Annotated in this window: 15 protein-coding genes; all 15 read left to right on the top strand. The window is 47.6% G+C overall.

Going from position 1 to position 20,153, the window contains the following annotated elements:
- The coding region (locus ACWA6V_RS03380; RefSeq protein WP_449521176.1) for a DUF4255 domain-containing protein at nt 1-601 on the top strand (601 nt) is incomplete at its 5' end.
- A gap of 15 nt (nt 602-616) precedes the next feature.
- Nucleotides 617-1,429: a hypothetical protein gene (locus tag ACWA6V_RS03375; protein WP_449521175.1), complete on the top strand. Its 813-nt coding sequence runs from the start codon at nt 617-619 to the stop codon at nt 1,427-1,429.
- Between the two features lie 17 nt (nt 1,430-1,446).
- Complete coding sequence (locus tag ACWA6V_RS03370; RefSeq protein ID WP_449521174.1) at nt 1,447-3,093, top strand: phage tail sheath family protein; 1,647 nt, start codon at nt 1,447-1,449, stop codon at nt 3,091-3,093.
- A gap of 157 nt (nt 3,094-3,250) precedes the next feature.
- Entirely contained in the window at nt 3,251-3,709 is a 459-nt protein-coding gene (locus tag ACWA6V_RS03365; protein ID WP_449521173.1) for a phage tail protein, read from the top strand.
- A gap of 22 nt (nt 3,710-3,731) precedes the next feature.
- Entirely contained in the window at nt 3,732-4,208 is a 477-nt protein-coding gene (locus ACWA6V_RS03360) for a phage tail protein (RefSeq protein ID WP_449521172.1), read from the top strand.
- 62 nt (nt 4,209-4,270) lie between these two features.
- Entirely contained in the window at nt 4,271-4,438 is a 168-nt protein-coding gene (locus tag ACWA6V_RS03355) for a DUF5908 family protein (protein WP_310069271.1), read from the top strand.
- A 3-nt stretch (nt 4,439-4,441) separates the two neighbouring features.
- The gene (locus ACWA6V_RS03350) at nt 4,442-5,119 is read left to right on the top strand and encodes a CIS tube protein (RefSeq protein WP_449521171.1); all 678 of its coding nucleotides are present in this window, start codon (nt 4,442-4,444) and stop codon (nt 5,117-5,119) included.
- A 3-nt stretch (nt 5,120-5,122) separates the two neighbouring features.
- Nucleotides 5,123-6,913, top strand: coding sequence for a type VI secretion system tip protein VgrG (vgrG, locus tag ACWA6V_RS03345; RefSeq protein WP_449521170.1), 1,791 nt, complete (start codon nt 5,123-5,125; stop codon nt 6,911-6,913).
- 62 nt (nt 6,914-6,975) lie between these two features.
- Nucleotides 6,976-7,266: a PAAR domain-containing protein gene (locus ACWA6V_RS03340; protein WP_449521169.1), complete on the top strand. Its 291-nt coding sequence runs from the start codon at nt 6,976-6,978 to the stop codon at nt 7,264-7,266.
- Between the two features lie 8 nt (nt 7,267-7,274).
- Nucleotides 7,275-7,682, top strand: a complete 408-nt coding sequence (locus ACWA6V_RS03335; RefSeq protein WP_449521168.1) for a GPW/gp25 family protein — start codon at nt 7,275-7,277, stop codon at nt 7,680-7,682.
- 45 nt (nt 7,683-7,727) lie between these two features.
- Nucleotides 7,728-11,504 carry a baseplate J/gp47 family protein gene (locus ACWA6V_RS03330; RefSeq protein WP_449521167.1) on the top strand — a complete coding sequence of 1,259 codons (3,777 nt, stop codon included), beginning with the start codon at nt 7,728-7,730 and terminating at the stop codon, nt 11,502-11,504.
- Nucleotides 11,505-11,512: 8 nt separating this feature from the next.
- Nucleotides 11,513-12,298 carry a hypothetical protein gene (locus ACWA6V_RS03325; RefSeq protein ID WP_449521166.1) on the top strand — a complete coding sequence of 262 codons (786 nt, stop codon included), beginning with the start codon at nt 11,513-11,515 and terminating at the stop codon, nt 12,296-12,298.
- A gap of 8 nt (nt 12,299-12,306) precedes the next feature.
- Nucleotides 12,307-12,645 carry a hypothetical protein gene (locus ACWA6V_RS03320; protein ID WP_449521165.1) on the top strand — a complete coding sequence of 113 codons (339 nt, stop codon included), beginning with the start codon at nt 12,307-12,309 and terminating at the stop codon, nt 12,643-12,645.
- Nucleotides 12,645-15,164 carry a hypothetical protein gene (locus ACWA6V_RS03315; protein ID WP_449521164.1) on the top strand — a complete coding sequence of 840 codons (2,520 nt, stop codon included), beginning with the start codon at nt 12,645-12,647 and terminating at the stop codon, nt 15,162-15,164. Before ACWA6V_RS03320 ends, ACWA6V_RS03315 begins: the two co-directional genes overlap by 1 nt.
- 3 nt (nt 15,165-15,167) lie before the next feature.
- The coding region (locus tag ACWA6V_RS03310) for a contractile injection system tape measure protein (protein ID WP_449521163.1) at nt 15,168-20,153 on the top strand (4,986 nt) is incomplete at its 3' end.

The following is a 20,153-nucleotide window of genomic DNA, read 5'->3' as shown; positions in this document are numbered from 1 at the left end:
ACAAAATATGTGTCAGGGGTGTGGGTTGATGCAGGGTGGCATGAATCATTTAGCGACCCAGCTAAATGCCTACCTCAAGCGCACCAATAATCTCACTGAAGATATTGTCGTGGTATCCAGTTTGGTGGAAAGCGATGGCAGCGCTGCACCGCACACCAACAATAAATTAATTTTACTGCTGACCAATATTGAAAAAGATACTGTGCCGCAATCCGGCGCAGCGCGCGCCACCGGATTTGATGGTCGCGCCCTGGTTGGCAGTCGCTCTGTGTATTTAAATTTGTATGTGATGCTGGCGGCGAATTTTAGTGGCAGCAACTATGCTGAAGCACTGAAGTTCATTTCCAAAGCCATCGCTTTTTTTCAGATGCAGCCGGTGTTTGATAAACATTCAACACCGGATCTGGACTCTCGCATCGATAAACTCGTATTGGATATCGAGAACCTGAACATTCAGGATTTAAGTAATCTGTGGGGTTTGTTGGGCGGGAAGTACCTTCCCTCCGTGTATTACCGTGTACGCATGGTAACCATCAATCCTGATAACGTCGTAGCACAATTGCCTTTGGTTTCCAAACCGCAAGGCGATCTACGCGGTTAATAGGGGTCAACATCCATGGCACATTTCAAACCGATATTGACCCTGGCGGTTGAACACCTTTTTTTTGCCGATGGCCGCTGCACCAATTTGGTATTTACCACTACGCCCGCTACCCGGCGCGTACTGCAACAATATCAATTAGCAGTTAAATCGGAAGAGAGTGGAATTGCTATTTTTGCCGATCAGGAATTTTCGGTTACGTTTGATAGCGAAGCAGTGCTGCGTTTTGAGGTATTTGCGCAAGATCCCTATTTTAGTTTCTACACCCTGGAAACCCAAAATAAAACCTTGCCTCTATATTACAGCAGCAAAAATATTACAGCAGATAACACCAGCCTTGTGTTGCAGGATGAACTACCGGCAGAATCCCAAGGCGCACGACCTGTCCGTGCAAAACCCGGCGATAGAACGCCGTTGCTCATTGTGGATATAGATTTAAGCGGAGCTGAATTTGCAACCGTGCGCCAGGCTGAAGCAGCTCCCGTCGCGCGAGCAATCAAATTCAACACGCGCGATATTTACTGGAAATACTATTTTTTCGGTGAACTTGCGAAATTGGAATTGGAGATCCATGATTTAAGTTCGCAAATGGCAGTGGCTTTTGATCCTAGCGATGAAGTTGTCGCCAAAAATGGCAAGGCGTTTATTTCGCAAATCCCGATTGCAATGAACAGTGCGCCAAAACAGCGATTTCAGTTAAAAGATAAAAGCAACGCAGGCAAGATCCTGATCAAGCGTTTACCCAACGCAGGAGTTAACTTGATCAGCAAGAGTAGGGATCTCAGGGGGCAGCAAATCCTTGTTGCAGAAATTTATGTAAATCAATAGCACTTAAAGGAACAAATATGGCTGGCGCGTATAAAACTCCCGGCGTCTATATTGTTGAAAAAGACGCTTTTCCCAACTCCGTTGTTGAAGTAGCTACCGCCGTTCCGGCGTTTGTTGGCTACACGGATTTTGCCGATAATAAAGGTAAAAGCCTGCTCAACAAGCCCTGGCGAATTTCTTCAATGGCTGAATTTATCAGCTACTTCGGAGGCCCGCCGCCAGCCACCTTTAAAATCGCCCGCAAAGGTAGCGCGGCACCAACGCCGGCAGTTTTCGCCGCTGCGCCCGGTGCGTCGGACGACGAAAAGAAAATCGCTACCGAGATCAATAATGCGCGTACAGCCGTTGCAGCTATCGCCGGTGTGGATAAAAATCCCGATCCATTCAGCAATGCCGATGAAGATTTTTCACTCGGCAAAGATGGCAAATTTTTCCTCTCACTCGAAGGTTCCTACTACTTGCTGTATCGCAGCATGATGCTGTTTTTCCAAAACGGCGGTGGTGCCTGCTATGTTGTTTCAGTTGGAAACTACAGCAAAGGTATTGAAGAAGGCGAGCTTTCAGAAGGCATCCAACTGCTGAAGAAAGAGCAAGAACCAACCATGTTGGTCATTCCCGATGCAGTGTCATTAGCAGCAGCAGATTGTTATAAGTTGCAGCAGACCATGGTCGCGCATTGCGGTTATGAAATGAAAAACCGTTTTGCAATCCTCGATATCTACGGCGGCTTTCAGGATAATCGCGACAACGAGTGTATCGATAATTTCCGCAATAAAATGGCCACCAACTTCCCGGCGTTCAGCGCAGTGTATTACCCCTGGTTGAACAGCTCGATCGTACCGGTGAGCGAATTGTCATTCCGCAATATCCACGAAGACAGCTTGCCTGATGTAGTGAATTTGCTGACGCAAGAAGTGCGCGAAACTATCGCTTCCCTGAAAAAACAGGAAAGTATTATCGCTGAGATCAAAAAACTTCCCGATACACCCAGCAAAAGCAGCGCAGAAAATAATGAGCTGCACAAAACGCTCAGCGCAGTTTGCCCGCTGTACAACAAAATTCTCGCTGGCCTGCAACACAAGCTGAATTTGTTGCCACCGAGTGCGGCCATGGCCGGTATCTACACCATGGTGGATAACACTCGCGGTGTGTGGAAAGCTCCAGCGAATGTCAGTTTGAGCGCAGTATCTTCACCAACCGTGAATATCAATCACGAAGAGCAGGAAGACCTCAACGTGAATACCGCAGGTAAATCTGTGAATGCCATTCGCACCTTTATCGGCGAAGGCACGCTGGTGTGGGGTGCGCGCACCCTCGACGGCAACAGCCTCGATTGGCGCTATGTAAACGTGCGCCGCACCATGATCATGTTGGAAGAGTCGGTAAAACTGGCGAGCAAGGCTTATGTATTTGAGCCAAACGTTGCCAATACCTGGGTCACCATCAAAAGCATGATCGGCAATTTCCTCACCGGTGTGTGGAAGCGTGGCGGTCTTGCTGGTTCAAGCCCGGAAGATGCATTCAGTGTACACGTTGGTCTGGGTGAAACCATGACCGCCGAAGATATTCTTGAAGGCATTTTGCGTGTGACGGTATTGGTTGCCTTGAGCCGCCCCGCAGAATTTATCGAGATTACCTTCCAGCAACAGATGCAAAAATCTTAACTACCTAGTAGTTCTACTACACGGTGGTATTAATCACTAGGTATATAAAATTAACGCGGGGTTTTTGTCATCAAATTGCCGGGCAATAAAAGGCGCATTGGCAAGCAAGGACTTCGCAAATTTTTCCATCCATAGATAAATTAAGGTAGAGATTACTATGGCAGAAGACGGCTCAACACAATCAGCCAATATTTGGCCACTGCCCAAGTTTCACTTTGAAGTGAAGTGGGATTCGAATGTTATGTCCTTCCAGGAAGTGAGCGGGTTGGATATCCAATCGGAAGAAATTAAATATCGCGCAGGCGACAGCAAGCAATTTTCTGTGATCAAAATGCCGGGCATGAAAAAATTCGGCAATGTCACCATGAAAAAAGGCGTGTTCAAAGGTGATAACAAGTTCTGGGATTGGCTCAACCAAATCAAACTGAACACCATCAAGCGTGTTCCTGTCACCATTAGTTTGCTGGATGAGAGCAGTGCACCCACTATGGTGTGGACACTCACCAATGCTTGGCCAACCAAAATTTCTTCCACCGATTTGAAAGCGGAAGGTAATGAAGTGGCCATTGAAAGTATTGAAATCGTCCACGAAGGCCTGACCATTGCAAACGGCTAATGGTTTAGGTGGGCACTAGTCGATGTCTGCTGCAGCAACTACCACAGAAGGCGGTTTATACCCGCCTTCTGCGTTTTATTTCAAAGTAGTTTTTGGCTCTGGTAGCGAAGGAGTCGATTCATCATTTCAGGATGTTTCCGGCATTTCGTTTGAAATGTCTACCGAAGAGGTACCTGAAGGTGGCGAAAATCGGTTTGTGCACAAATTGCCCACGGCGATAAAGCAGAGCAACCTGGAATTAAAACGCGGTATAGCATCAGCATCCTCACCGCTGGTGGCTTGGTGCAAAGAAGTGATGGAGGGCGATTTTATCGCCGCCATAGTACCGCGCACCATCAGCGTGTATTTGCTTAATGAAAATGCCGAACCTATTCGCGGATGGACCTTTGCGAATGCGTTTCCTATCAAGTGGGAAGTGGAAGGTTTTAACTCCACAAAAAATGAAGTGGCAATTGAAAAAATTGTGTTCAGTTACACCTACTCCAATCGGGTGATGTAATTTTACTGGAATACTGACGTTAAAATTTCTTTGCTTAACAATCACTCTGCGATAAACCCATCATGGCCATAGAAATTAAACAGCTGTTGATTAAATCCAATGTCGTGGATGATGCGGATGACGAGAGCGCCGAAGAGCGCGACGCTATGAGTGCAAGTATCAAACAGGATGTGATCAATGAATGCCGGCGTTTAGTACTTGAAATGCTCAGCGATAAAGGGTTGCGTTAAATCATGACCATCGCCAACGGCACCAAAATAAAATTAAAAATTTCGCCCTGCGATGTAAACGACGGCATCGCCACCGTTAATGGTGACCCGGCTTTTGAAGCGCTGATCAACCCGGCCGGCTACACCCATAGCTCATCGATTATTTATGCGGAAAATCAAGCGCTCGGACCAGGCAGCGAAAAAAAATACAGTAAATCCAAACCCGACAAAATTGAATTCAAAGAATTGGTATTGGATGGCACGGGTGTTGTCGAAGGTACAACAGGCAGCGTGCGTACACAGATCGCGCTCTTGCGCAAAGTAGCCTACGACTACAACGGCTCCGAACATGAACCACCCGTAGTAGAAGTTTCCTGGGGGCCATTGCTATTCAAAGCGCGTATGGAAGCCTTGAAGGTCAATTACACGCTGTTCAAACCCAGCGGCGAACCCTTGCGCGCCAAAATGGATTTAACATTTACGGCGTACAAAAGTACCGAAGAAGTTTTTCGCGAAGCGAGCCTCGAATCGCCAGACTTAACCCATTTGGTTGAAGTTAAAGCAGGTGATACTTTACCTTTGTTGTGCTACCAAATTTACAAAGACAGTTCTTATTACCTCGCCGTTGCACGACTTAACCAGCTCAATAATTTTCGCCAGCTGCAACCCGGTCAGCTGTTGCGTTTTCCTCCGCTGGTGTAATTCATGGCCGATTCTCCCCTTAAAAGCAGCGATGGTGTAGTCAGCTTTAGCGTGCTCTGCAGCGGCAACGCTATTGCAACCACCGTTGAAGTCGTGTCGATAGAAATTCAACATTGCATCAACCGGATTTCAACCGCCACACTGGTGATCAATGATGGCGATATGCCCAATGCCGATTTTCCGCTAAGCGCCAGTGCCACCTTTAAACCTGGTACGGAAATAAAAATCCAGTTGGGTTATGACCAGACACTGACCGATGTTTTCAGCGGCGTCATCATCAAACACTCAATTAAAATCAGCGGAAACAATGCCGCGCGCTTGATTATTGAATGCAAAGACAAAGCGCTGGCGATGACAGTGGGGCGTAAAAACGCAAACTACATCGACAAAAAAGACAGCGATATTATGTCGCAACTCATTGGCAACTATTCCGGGCTCACCGCCAGTGTCACCGCAACCACAGTGCAACACAAAGAGCTGGTGCAATTTTACTGCAGCGATTGGGATTTTATGCTCGCGCGTGCCGAAGCCAACGGCATGCTGGTAACACTCGACGCCGGCACCGTCACTGTAAAAGCACCCGAGGTTAGCGGCAGCGCCGTACTTTCACTCACATATGGCATCGACATCATCGATTTCAGTGCCGACCTGGATGCACGTCACCAATTCCAAACTGTTACCAGCAATGGCTGGGATCTTGCCAATCATGCGCTGCAGCAAGGCACCGCCGCCAGTGCCAGTTTAAATACCCAGGGTGATATCGATTCTGCCGCGCTCGCCAGCGTAATTGGTTTGAGCGATTTCCGTTTGCAAAGCAGTGTTCCGTTGGAATCGGGTTTCCTCACTAATTGGGCTAAAGCGCAGCAATTAAAATCCGGCCTCGCACGCATTCGCGGCTATGTCAGTTTTCAAGGCAGTGCGTTGGCCAAACCCGGTACGCTGATTGAACTCGCCGGTGTTGGGACGCGCTTTAATGGCAACATTTTTGTCAGCAGCGTCAATCAATCTGTTGTTGACGGCAACTGGACGACACGGGTGGAATTTGGCATGTCGCCCAACTGGTTTACCGAAACGGCCGACACCATGGCACCTGCTGCTGCAGGTCTGACCCCTGGCATCAGTGGATTGCACATTGGTATCGTAAAAAAACTGGATGCCGATCCCGAAAGTCAGCACCGCGTGCAAGTATCGATTCCCGAAATGAGCGCTACTACCGATGCATTCTGGGCGCGGCTCGCCAATTTTTACAGCTCCAACAGCTTTGGTGCGTTTTTTATTCCCGAAATTGGCGATGAAGTGGTACTCGGTTTTTTCAGCGATGATCCATCGCACCCGGTCATCCTTGGCAGCCTTTACAGCAGTAAAAATCCACCGCCCTATACACTCGCAGCAGAGAATAATACCAAGGCCATAGTTACACGCACCAAAATGAAAATGGAATTTGATGAAGAGAAAAAAATCATCACGATCACTACGCCGGGTGCAAATAAAATTGTGATCAGCGACGATGGAAAATCAATTTTGTTGCAAGACCAGAACAGCAATAAAGTCACGCTTGATTCCGCCGGCATCACACTCGATAGTCCCAAAGATATTACTCTCAAAGCGCAAGGAAAAATCGTGCTGAATGCCACGGGCAATATTGAGGCCACGGCGCAAATGGATATCAAGCAAACCGGATTAAATATCACCAGCACCGCCAATATCGGTTTTACCGCAAAAGGCAATGCAACGGCCGAAGTTTCCGCATCGGGTACTACCACCATCAAAGGGGCGATGGTGATGATTAACTAGTTATTTCACAAAGCCACACATTAACGAACATATAGTTTTAGCGATAAAAAGGAAATTAAAAAATGCCACCTGCAGCACGAATTACCGATATGCATGCCTGCCCTATGTTTACCGGTCCGGTACCGCATGTCGGTGGGCCGATTAGTGTCCCCTGCGTTCCCACTGTACTAATTGGAAAATTGCCTGCGGCCGTAGTCGGGGATATGTGCGTCTGTGTCGGCTCACCCGATTCCATCGTAAAGGGTTCAGCCACTGTAATGATCGGCGGCAAACCAGCCGCACGCATGGGAGACACCACTGCGCACGGTGGCAATATCGTGCTGGGATTACCCACTGTCATGATTGGTGGATAACGAAAGCCATGAGCAATAAATCATTTCTTGGCACTGGCTGGAGTTTTCCACCGCAGTTCACCAGTAAGGGGCTGGTGACAGTCGCGGCGGAACAAGACATTCACGAAAGCCTGCTGATTTTGTTATCGACCACACCCGGCGAGCGTGTCATGCAACCGCTCTACGGCTGCGGTTTGAAAGCCCATGTGTTTGACGCACTCAACGAAAGTAGTTTTGCCGTTATGCGCGATACGGTTGAAAAAGCGATTTTATTTTTTGAGCCGCGCGTTATCGTCGAGCGTATTGAGGTGCGCGATGATGACTACCGCGAGGGCAAGGTACAAATCCACGTGTATTACCGGATCCGCGCGACAAATAATCGCTACAACCTGGTGTATCCCTTTTATTTTAATGAAGGCAGTAATCTTGCAGGCTAAGTGTTTTATTTATTCACGCCTATCTGCTCACCGGCAGGTATCGCCATGAGCCAGATGCAGGCCACGCCAGGTCTTGTCTCGCAATTACATGTGCGCGACGGCATGAGCCAACAGCGCCGCGCTTTGCCGGCGCTGGAAAAAAACTATTTCAATGTCGATGAAATGTCATTCGAGCAACTGCTCACCCAGATGCAGGAATATGCCCGTCTGGTGCAACTCCCTGGCGTGGAATTTTTACCCGGTGATATAGAGCAACTACTGTTTGCACGTGACGAAATTGTAGTGATAGCGCAAATACTCGCGCTCAATATCGATAGTTTGGAAACCCAATTTAATCTGCGTTTGCAACAGGAAATCGACAATGAAGAATGGGCTTTGGGTGAAGCTAACAATCCCGCATCAGTAGTGGGGCTGGCACGGCTTTTGGACCGCTGGTTAAATTTATTGAAGCACCCTCAAAGCAGTGCGGGTGAAAGTCTTTATGGATTGATCGAAAGTGTAGTACTCGGCCTGGCCAAAGAACTCTATCGGGTTCATGGGTTTATGCCCGACCGGGTTAAACAAACGCAGCAATTTTCAGAGCAATTTATGGCACTGATTACTGCGGGCGGCCAGCCTGATGAACTTGCCACACCAATCAAAACTCCGGTTGCACTTAACATCCGCTCACTTTACGCATCGCTGCTAAAAGCCGCTGATATGGTGCAAGCCAGCGCCCGGCAATTATTGCCCGATTCCATGCACAGCAAAAATCATGATCCGGCGCTAGCGCTGCGTATTGCGTTTGTCACGCTCTACCAAAAATTACAAACACGCCTGAATCATTTCACACTGGATTTTATCGATTTTTATTTTACCCAGGTGCTGCAAGCTAAAACACGCCCGATACAACCGGACCATGTTTATCTGGTATTTCAACCGGGCGCCAAAGAGCGTGAAATTCATTTACCGAAGGGCACTGAATTTTTTGCTGGTTTGGATAACAACAGCCGCGATATTGTGTACGCCGCTGACGAAGATACTATTGTCAACGATGCTCAGGTACAGCAGCTATACAGTTTATTTTTTCCGCGCATCACCTTTAATTTAAAACAAAATCCCAGCCCGCGCACCAGTGTCACACTCGCTGATGGATGTTGGTTGAATGCCTTAGCGGTACAACCCAATGCCGATAAAAAACAGCGCGATAAAATAATTGCCCAACCCTTTTTTGGTGCCGGTCGTCAACGCACCACCAGCGATGGCCGCGCGAGTGACGCCGCCAGCAGTGCGCGCCTCGGCTTTGCCATCGCCAGCAACGTACTCTTGCTACGCGAAGGCCAGCGCTATATTTGCGTCGATTTAGCCTTTGAAGAAGTGGCGCGTGAACCCTGGAGCAAGCTACAAAAAATTCTGCGTCACTTACCCAATATCAAAGACAGTATTGCTGATGATAAAGCCAAATTTTTTGCCTATTTCAGCAAATTATTCCAGTTATCCTTAACCACCAGTGACGGTTGGTTGGACATCAGTGAATACAAACCGGCCTACAGCGACACCGACAACAGCGTCAAACCCAATTGTTTGCGTCTGGGTTTTTATTTACCCGAAGGTTGCCCGGCCATTACTGCTTACAACAGCGCCGTGCATGGCGATTCACTCACCAGTTCGCTACCTGTATTGCGCTTCACGCTCAAAGAAAATTACTTGCAGTATCCCTATGACATCCTCCGGCGTTTAGTACTCCGCGAGGTGCGTATCCAGGTAGATGTCAAAGGCTGCCACGATGTACTGTTGCACAATAATATCGGCCAGTTATCGCCACTAGCACCCTTTGCCCCCTTTGGCCCACTGCCTGATATAGGCTCCTATTTTATTGTGGGCCACGAAGAAACCCGTACCAAGCAACTGCTAGACCTCGATGTGGATATTGAATGGAGCAGTTTACCCACGGCCGCCGGTGGTTTTAACAGCTGGTATCGCGGTTATACTCCGGCAAAGGAGAATCAAGAATTTATCGCCAGTGTCAGCGTACTGGTAGATGGCCGCTGGCAACCCGCAACAAATGACTCCGGACGCAATCAACCACTGTTTGATTGCGGATTAAAAAACGGTTCGCCACAAGTCAGTGCACATAAAAAATTATCGGCCGCCGCCGCAATTCCTTTTTACAAGGCGCAAGACCAACAACAAGCCAAGCGACCATTTAACTATTCACCGCTCACGCGCGCTGGATTATTTAAATTTACTTTGCAAGGTCCGCGCGGTGCATTTGGACACCGCGAATATCCCAATTTACTGGCCGATGTATTGACACACAATGCGCGCGTAAAACATCCCCGTTTTGCCAAGCCAATTCCCAATGCGCCCTACACCCCGGAGATCAGCTCATTACGGCTAAATTATTCTGCGGTATCTACACTGACATTGGCTGATACCGGACGCGATGATGATCCGTTCCACAAAGATCAATTTTTTCACCTGCATCCTTTGGGATGGGAAGCCATATCACCACTGCGCCACCCGCGTTTGTATTTGCTGCCCCAGTATCCCGACAATGGCACGCTCTACCTTGGGGTCGCTGCGAGCGATATCCAACAGTTGAGTTTATTTTTTCATTTACAAGATAATTCTCTACCACTCGATGAAGAATTACTTGCACAAGCACAAAGCGAATATAAACAGCGCGCGCTTACACCCGCTGCCTTGGTGAGCTGGGCTTATCTGAGTGACAACCAATGGCGCCCGCTAAATCCACGTTACATCCTCGGCGATAGTACCGAGGGTTTTATGACATCCGGCATTGTCACACTGACCATGCCGGAAAAAATGACGACAGCCAATACGATCATGCCGGGTAATTTGTATTGGTTAAAAATCAGTGCCAACAAAGCCCTCACTCATTTCAGCGATATCTACAGTGTGTATGCGCAAGCGGTGAAAGCCTCCTGGGTTTCCGGCACACACCCCGCCAGTGAACAACCTATGCAATTGCCACCGGATACTATCAAACGCACGCGCCAAACTATTGCGGGAATTACCGGCGTCAGCCAAATTACCCGCTCCCGTGGTGGTGTACCCGCTGAAACACAAGCGCAGTTGCGCACGCGCATCAGCGAACGCTTACGCCACAAAAATCGCGCGCTGACACCGCTCGATTACGAAATGTTGATATTGGAAAAATTTCCGCATATTTATAAAGTGAAATGTTTTGCCAACCTGCGCAGCAATCACCACAACCCCATTTGCCCTGGGCATTTGCTGATCATTCCCATTCCCCATCACCCAATCAACAATGCATCGGATTACAAACCCTGTTTTGACGGCCATTTGATGCTAGCCATAAAAGAATTTATTCAGCCACTTACGCCAGCACGTGTGCAGGTATCTGTGGAAAATCCAGTTTATGAAGAAATCCAGGTGCGGTGCGCGGTGCAATTAAAAAAAGGCTTACACACTGGCCGTCACCACAATTTATTAAATCAGGCACTGTGTGATTATCTTTCACCTTGGCAGGCGCAGGGCAACGCTGTGCACTTTGGCTGGAGCATCAGTGAGCAAGAAATAAAATCCTTTATTCATAATCTGGATTACATCGAACACGTTACCGATTTTTCGCTCTTACGCATTGCGCCACAGGGCGATGGCTTTTTTATTTTGGACGATACCGCCAGCAGCGATACGCATCATTTGCAAACACTGCATCCGACTTATGCCTGGAGTACCGCCGTGCCGTTACAGCATCATTACATCCAAGCCCTTGACCAACCGCTCCAGATCCGCGCCCAGCGCACCGGTGTGGACGAGCTGGAAGTGGGTAGTACTTTCATCATTCCCGAATAGGCCATGCGATGGAAAAACTTGACAGAAATGCGCTGAAAAATAAATTTAAAAAAGGACGTATGCCCTCGGAGCAGGACTTTTCCAATTTGATCGATTCCATGGTCAATATTCTGGAAGAGGGCTTTGATAAAACCAGTCGCGATGGTTTAAAAATTTCGCAGCTCATGGGCTCCGGTCGCCTGTTGAGTTTTTATAAAAATATTGCCGTGGAAAATCCGCAGTGGTTTTTGGAATTGAGCACCAGCGAAAACAAATTGCATTTTGGTACACCGCAAAGCCCACGTGTACTTAGCCTTTATAGTCAGGGTACGGGTAGTGACGGACAAAACAATTTGCGTGTTGCAGTGGGCATCAATAAAGAAAATCCACAAACCACTCTCGATGTAGAAGGTACCATTGCCTCCAGCGGGCGTATGGGCAAAGTGGGCGATATGGCCGCGCCCGCCGATGGCGAATGGCACGATATCACCAGCGCTCTTACCGGCTGTGAAGCTTTTGAAATTGTCGCCGGGGTAGGCGGACAAGACGCCGATGGAAAATACGCGCTGGTACACGCAATTGCATTGAATACGTTTAATGGCAAAAGCAGCATCAATACCCAGGACGCACACTTCGGCAATAAATGTAATCGCCTTGAATTGCGCTGGCAGCCAGTGCCCGAGCAAGGCCAATTCCATTTCAAATTGCAAATACGTGCACAGTGCTCCTACGGTAAAAATATCTGGATCAACTATCACATCACCCGTCTATGGTTTGATCCATTGATGCTTGAAAGCACCCATGCACCGGAATAAGGACAGCTATGATGAACGCATCCAGCGAATTGCATTTTTATCTGACACTTGAGCAGAGCAGCCTGTTGTTAGAAGCGCTAGTAGAACAGCCATTTAAAAATGTCTTTGACATCATCGGCCAGTTAAATCAACAAGCGCAACAATTCTATCAAACGGGAGCAGTACAACATACGCCAGCACTGTTTGTTATTAGCGCAAGTGATTTCAGTATCTGTGTGCAAGCATTGGGAGAACTGCCGTACAACCGCGTCTGTACGCTAGTCAATTATTTACACCAGCAATTGCAGGCGCAACACGCGACCGATGCAAAACAAAATGCCAATTCGTTAGCATCAGGATCGCAGTAATGAGTTCATCCGATGTCATCCAGCGTTTGCAACAGGATGCAGACGGCCTCGACTTCGCCAGCTTGCGCGCCGATGCGATTGCGCGCGCGCAAGAACTCGCCGGCAATATCTGGACGGATTACAACCTGCACGATCCCGGTGTCACCATCCTCGAACAACTGTGTTTTGGCTTGACTGAACTCGCCTATCAAACGCGTGTGCCGGTCGCGGATTATCTTGCCAATGAGCGCGGCTTGATTGATTTCAATCACTACGCGCTTTATAAACCCCACGATATTTTTCCCACACGCCCAATTACCGCCGAGGATTATTGCAAACGCCTGCTCGACGATATTCCCGAAATTGATGCGCTCCAGGTTGCTACCCTCGCAACAGGTGAGGGTTACCAGGCGTGTTTGTACAACATTTCTATCAAATTGCTGGAACCACTGACTGGCCCTGCTTATAGCGATGAACAAAAACAGCAAGTTGTACGCCGTGTGCGCAGCGTGTTTGTAAAACATCGCAACCTTGGTGAAGACCTCGCAACTGTCAGCATTGAAGAAAGTAAACCCTGCTTTTTACGCGGAGTGATTGAAACCAACGGCAAACGCAACCAGGCCGATATTTATGCCGATGTTTTTTTTCAGGTTGCACGTAAAATTTCGTCCAACATCCGTATTGAGCGCTATGAAACTATGGCACAACAAATGGATCTGGCTGATATTTTTAGCGGTCCGTTAACACAACACGGCTATATCTACAGCGAACACCTTAACGCCCATAAAAGCACGAAAGCATTGGAAGAATTGACTGGGCTAGTCGCCGCTATTGACGGCGTTAAAAAAGTGTATCGTTTGGAATTAGTTGATGAACTAGGCAAACTTCTGGACACCCAGACAATTGATAATCAATCGTTCTTTTTAAAATTTCCCGCGGAAGCACAACAGCAAGAATGGCTTAAGATTGATTTCAATCCCGGCAAAACGACAGACCCGGCCGGGGTTGTCAAAACGCGTGGCGACAATATCGAACGGTTAATGGAAGAAACCCGACGCGCACTGCAAAAATTGGAATTTGAATACCGCGCTTTCCGCAATAATAAAACTAACAGCACACATTTTTATCCATTACCGCAAGGGCGTACGCGCAGGAATTCGGCTTATTATTCTATTCAGCACCACTTTCCCAGTGTCTATGGCATCAATGCCGCTGGTGTGCCCAATCATGAAACTGCCGCCCGTAAAAAGCAGGCGCAACAGCTAAAAGCCTACCTCTATCCGTTTGAACAACTCATGGCCAACATGTTGGCGCACATCCAAAACCTGCAGCATTTATTCAGTTTGGGTGAACGCCCCAACCACAGTTATTTTGCCGAATTTCTGGACAACCAACATATCCCTGACTTCGCGCTGCTCTACAACAACAAACGCATTGGTTTAAGCGATATTCAGGATATACAGGCGCGCCACGACCCGGCAACCGACCGCAAAAGCCGTGCGCTGGATACCTTGCTCGCGATTTATGGTGAAGAGTTTTCACAAGAGGCCCTGCTGCATTTTAATTATTACCATGAAGCGCAACCGGACTACTGGGCTATAGATAATAAGATCCGCTACTTGCAGCATCTGGTCGAAACCAGTAGCGGGCGCTCGGCCGCATTCGATACCAGTGAAGCGCATTGGCAAGCGAGCAACCTCAGTAGTTTGCATAAAAAAATCAATATTTTATTAGGCATACAACAACTCGATAGCCTGGTTCCGCTATCACAGTGCTTTGACAGCAACCAAATACATCTGGTCGATGACCAATTACTCGACCAGATCCCGGATCCAACTGACGCAGACGCGTTAACCACTCACGCTGACGCACAAACGGTTCCTGCACTGAAGGCAAAGCAGCAAGAAAAATTATCACAATGGAGTTATACGCCCAATAAAAGTTTAACGCTCTGCCCGGCAATGATTATTGAAGGTACTACTATTGATGCCTATCGATTGCAACCGGTAGACCCCGGTGAAGCAGTTGCGGTGTATTTTTATTCGCAGCGGCTCAATCGCCGCCGCGAATTAAAAAAGGCGGACGACCGGGCGCAAGCCATTTCCTATGTGCATAAATTTAAAAAAATTATTACCGATATCAATGCCGGTGCCGAAGGTTTTTATCTTCTGGAACATATTTTATTGCGCCCACGCGGACAGCAAGTAAGCGCCAATGACGGTAGCTTTTTTGATTGTCAGGTGAGTTTTATTTTTCCGAAATGGACCGCGCGTTTTGCTAATCCCGCCTTTCGCCAGTTTGCGGAAAAAACCATTGCCAACCATATGCCGGCCCATTTATTTCCGCAAATCTATTGGCTAGATCTTCCCGCCATGACGGATTTTGATGCCTGTTACAAGCCTTGGCTTGAACGGCTCCAACAATATGAACAACAACAATTGCTGCAGGAACACGACAACACCGAACAACTAGACCGCTACGCACAACAGCTGCGCAGGTGTCTGGAGCAATATAAACCCTCGGCCGCGTACTGGATTTAACCCATGCATCCCGAGCATCGCATCGACGAATTCACTCTCGACCTGTCGTTCACTACGATCAGGCTCGCTCGTCGTGAAAAAGCCGGATTAGTCAGTTGGATCAGTGAGGATCTATTGCCCGCATTGGATAGATTATTTTCTCAGTATTCCCCTGGCAATCTGGTGCTGCGGTTTGAAACTCTGGAATTTGATTTGGGCAACCTGGATGCGCGTCACTACCAACAGCAGATCCGCGAGCAATTGCTGGAACAATTCACGCGTTTGTTAAAAAGCCAGATGCTCGCTCTCGACCCTCGCGCACTCAGCAGTCCACCACTGGTGCCACTGATTCCAGATGCGAATACGGCATTACAGCAATTAATTGCCTATCTCTCCACCGGCAATATCACAGCGCACTATGCATTTAATCGCACTAGTCGCTACTCAAATGAAAATGACAGGCGGCAGTCACAAGAAAAAATTCACCAACAATTATTTGAACAGGTTATTGCCCAACAGGATATTGCCGAATTATTGCGCCAATTTCCTGCACGCGAATTATTGGTTGCGCGCTTAGTAAAACAATTTAGCGCAGCGCAGCGTTTGATATTATTGCGTCAGCTGGCACCACAACAACTGCCGCAAGTACAAATGCTATTGGATTTGATGGAATTTATCGGACAGCAGCAAGAAATTTTTCCGACCGCGACCACTCAAGTAAATGTATTTTTAACAACTCATGGTTTGTCAGCTGATTCACTAACAGCAGCACGGGTATTTGCATCCGAACCGACTGTATTGCGACAAAACCTCTGGCAACAGGTATTACTGCTTGCACTGGAGTCGCCTCAAGCCAGTGAAGCCGTTTGGTTAACTCGTTTACTGGACAAGCTCGCTACCAGCTTGACAATTAGTAAAATGCAACTGGGCGAATTTTTACTCGCCATCCCATTGCCGGCAGCCCATGTACATCCACTTAAACATCTGCAGACGCGCATCGCTCAGTTAATTCAGCCTGTCAATTCACACACGGAAACGCAGCAGCATGAAGCGGGGAATACCGACAGGCTTATCCTTCATGCCACGGATACTGATGTAAATACCGGGAGACATTTTAAATATTTACTCGTACCGCGTAAGCAGCAGCTCCCTGCCCAGAATAACCCGCTAAGGTCATTAATTTTTAGAGCCACCCGCGTTCGCGGGCATGACAACCAGTTTATTTTTCAAAGTGCCCCTGGCAACGTTGACGTTTATGCCCAACAAAATTCCATTGCATATCTACCAAGTGGAGCTTCGCCCGCTGATTTATTACCGGAAAATATAGCGAATATTCCACGCACACTGTTGCAACAGAAAATTGCACAGGCATTGGTTAGTGCTGATATCAATTTATTAAAAGCCATCTGGCCAACAATGGCTACACGGGAGCCGGCGCTATTGCTCTCCGCGTTGCAACACTATTTACCTCAGGCAGAAATTCGCCAGCAGTTGATGATGCAACTACCATTGTCAATGCAAGCCGATATTATTGGATTTTTAGCAACCGACATAAAGCCGCTACTTTTGCACTTACAGCAAATGGCTGGTGAACTAGTTAAAACGCTGGAAGTGCAGATCGGCAATGACGGTAATGTTGCATCAATTGGTCCTGCATTAACTGATGGTGCTGATAAAATCCGCAGCGAATCAGCAGCATACCTACAACGTCGCTTGTGGGAAATAGCGGTAGGTTTAATCTTAAGCTCTTCTCTAACAACAGGAGCAGCAGTTTACACCACAACTCCTGGGGCTTTCCTCCACCGACTAATAGAAGACTATGCCCATATAAATTCACTGAATGCTCAACACCTGCAACAGCTATGGCGTCAGGTAATACAGCCAATCACTGTTGAACCCAATTTTATTTCCCAACAAACCGTTACACAGGGGACGAGTGAAGCGCGCACTAATAATGAACAACCTGGCTCCGCTGTTTCGCCAACCGGTTTATCCACCGCACCACTACCAGAAAATGCTTTACCGCGCTCTGCATTGGCACAACCAGATTTGGATAATATTAGCGATCATCAGTTGTTTGACCTCTGCCTGCGCCTGAAAAGCGGCGCGGTTTCCTGGCTGCAAATTTCATTTGACGTTGCATTATTAAAACGCATGATCGATAGCTACATTCGCTTGGGACACAGCGCCACCGCCGAAAACTGCCGGGATTTTGTTGTAGCTATCGATCATCAAGCTGCAACAACTTATGCACCTACAGAGTTTTATAGCGCAGTGCTGCAGGCATTGATCGCTGATAAATTGGTTGACCTTGAGGCAATTGCCAGCGCGATAGCAAGAGTAAAATCATCGTCGCCAATCAACGCTATTAACGGAGACGAAATCAATCTGGTTCAAACACCACCCGCTAATATAACAATAGCACCAGATGTTGTTAGTGCTGATGACATTGATACACAAATTCGATTTACTGATGAACAACGTTACGCAGCGGAACCTGCGGAGAATGAAATTAACTTGAGGAGAGGTGAGAGGACTGAAGAAAAAGCAGTATCAACAATAGATACTGCCGTTACAGATAAGCTTTACTCGTTACCCTTAGAGATGCAGGAAATTATACCGGCCAATATCTCAGCCATTGCCGAATCGCAGGGATCCGACACACAACCACATAAACAATTACAACAATCACCTGATCTTGAGTTGGTTGTTAACATTGAAAATGCCAATGCACAAAGCATCTCTCTTGCTTTGACTGCATCACCTGGCACCAGCCCAGCAACTAGTGATGATCTGCCATTTGCAACTAACCCGCTGGCCACAGCGGCTGACCGGCACATTGGCCAAAATCAGACTAATGATGACAACAAAAATTTATACAATACTCAATCGCAAATGAATGCAGATAGAACAGCGCAGTTGTCGAGCATGGATGATGCTGCAATCAACACGCAACACGCCCAAATTCAACCGGCGAACCTACAAACTCTCTTGCAATCCCTGTTGGTCACTGCACAACCACTTGCACACTTGCAGCAGCTTAACTTAAGTAACGATCAATGGCAGGACGTTTGTGGCAAATTAATTCAGCATCAAGCCATTATGGATAATGATGCTGCGGTTGATTTACTGCTGTCAATTAAAACCTTTGCACAGCAATCCCTAAATATTGCAGGCTATTATCGCAAGGTTGTACACGCGCTATTGCAGCATCAACCGATTGATCTTGAATTATTTGCCAGATCCCAAAATGACGATGCACAAAACAGTTCTCTTGCTTTAACTTCATCAACTAGCATCAACCCGACAATCTCTGATGCGCCACAAACAATAAAACCAGTAACGCTAACGGCTAGCGGGTACACCAGCCAAAAAACAGATGTTACTGGCGATAAAGATTTACCAGCAACCCAATCCCAAATCGAAACTGAAAAGGCACTAGCGTTATCAAGCAAAGATGATAATCCTCAACTCAAAGCACAACACACGCAAGCTCCGCCGCCGAAAATGCAAACTTCCGTGCAAAGCCTTTTGGCTGCTGCACAACCGCTCGTACTCTTGCAACAGCTGAACTTGAATAACGATCACTGGCAAGAAATCTGTAACGAATTAATTTTGCATCAAGCCATGATCGACAACGACGCTGCCATTGATTTATTACAGTCAATCAAAGCCTTTGCGCAGCAAGCACTACATTCAGCAGATTATTATCGCAAAGTCGTAAATGCCTTGTTGCAGAAGCAACCTATTGATCTTGAATTATTTGCCACATCCCCTCGGGATAATGCTCAACCGCAGGTTGACGCGTTGGCAAATTCAGTAACGATGGCGACTGACCTGCAAACCACTCTCGGACAAACAATTAATTTGCTTAGCGGGAGAAGCGATCAGGCGACTACCGATCCTGATACACCATCCCGGGACAATACGGATGGACTATCTACAATCCGGCTGCCTGACGTTTCACCAACAACTAATGCACCTATTCCGCTATTAACAGGGAGCGATGATTCCTTGCGCAAACCCGTTATTTCCCTTGCCCAATTGCTAAGTGTAGAAGCCACATTCACGCACGAACAACTGCTCCTATTGCAGCAGCATATTAATTTTTTACTACAGCACGCAACAACGGATGTTGTTCGTGAATGGCTGGAATTATTGGGCGAGATTAAACATCACTCACCTTTAATCCGTGCAGTGCCTGCCCATTTATTGCATCAAATTGCCATGCGCTTGCAACCCATGAGTTATCCACCTTTGGATGCGCTGGTAAAAGTTGTTAATGAGGCCATTGCACTGCTAACGATTGATAACACTAGCCTTTCCCTCAAGCAGGCCAAATGGGAATTTATCTTTCACACTCTGTTTGTTTTACGCCCCTCAACGTTGGATAAAAAACAAATTACCGACACTCTGTGTCACATTTTTGCGATGGCAGTCGGTATAGACGATGTGCAGCGTCTGCTCAATCTGGCTGAGCGGCGCGCAGCATTGTTAACGCCACCGGCACGGCAACAGCCAGCAATGCGTTTGCAAGATCTGCAGGCTGCGCAAAAAGCAACAGAAAATACTTATCCTTGGGAAGCGGGAATTCCCGTCAACAACGCTGGCCAGGTATTGGCGGCCGCATTTATGCCGCGCCTGTTTGCCATGCTGGAATTAACGCAGGAAGGAAAATTTGTGCACCCTGGAGCAGCAGACCGCGCTGCACATCTGGTGCAATTTATGGTGAGCGGTGAAACGCATACGCCGGAATACGAATTGACCTTGAATAAAATTTTGTGTGGTATCAGCACCAGCTTGCCCGTCAGTGAAGGTATAGAGCTCAGCGAGCACGAAAAAAATATCATCGAGCAAATGCTCACCAGCATGATCCAACATTGGAAGGTGTTGGGTTCAACATCAATTGCCGGTTTGCGCGAAACTTTATTCCAACGTCAGGGATGGTTAGTACTGGAAGAAGATTGTTGGCGCTTGAAAGTGCAGGAACGCACCTTTGATATGTTGCTT

The organism is Cellvibrio sp., assembly GCF_053579595.1.
This window is presented reverse-complemented; position numbering and strand designations above follow the sequence as displayed.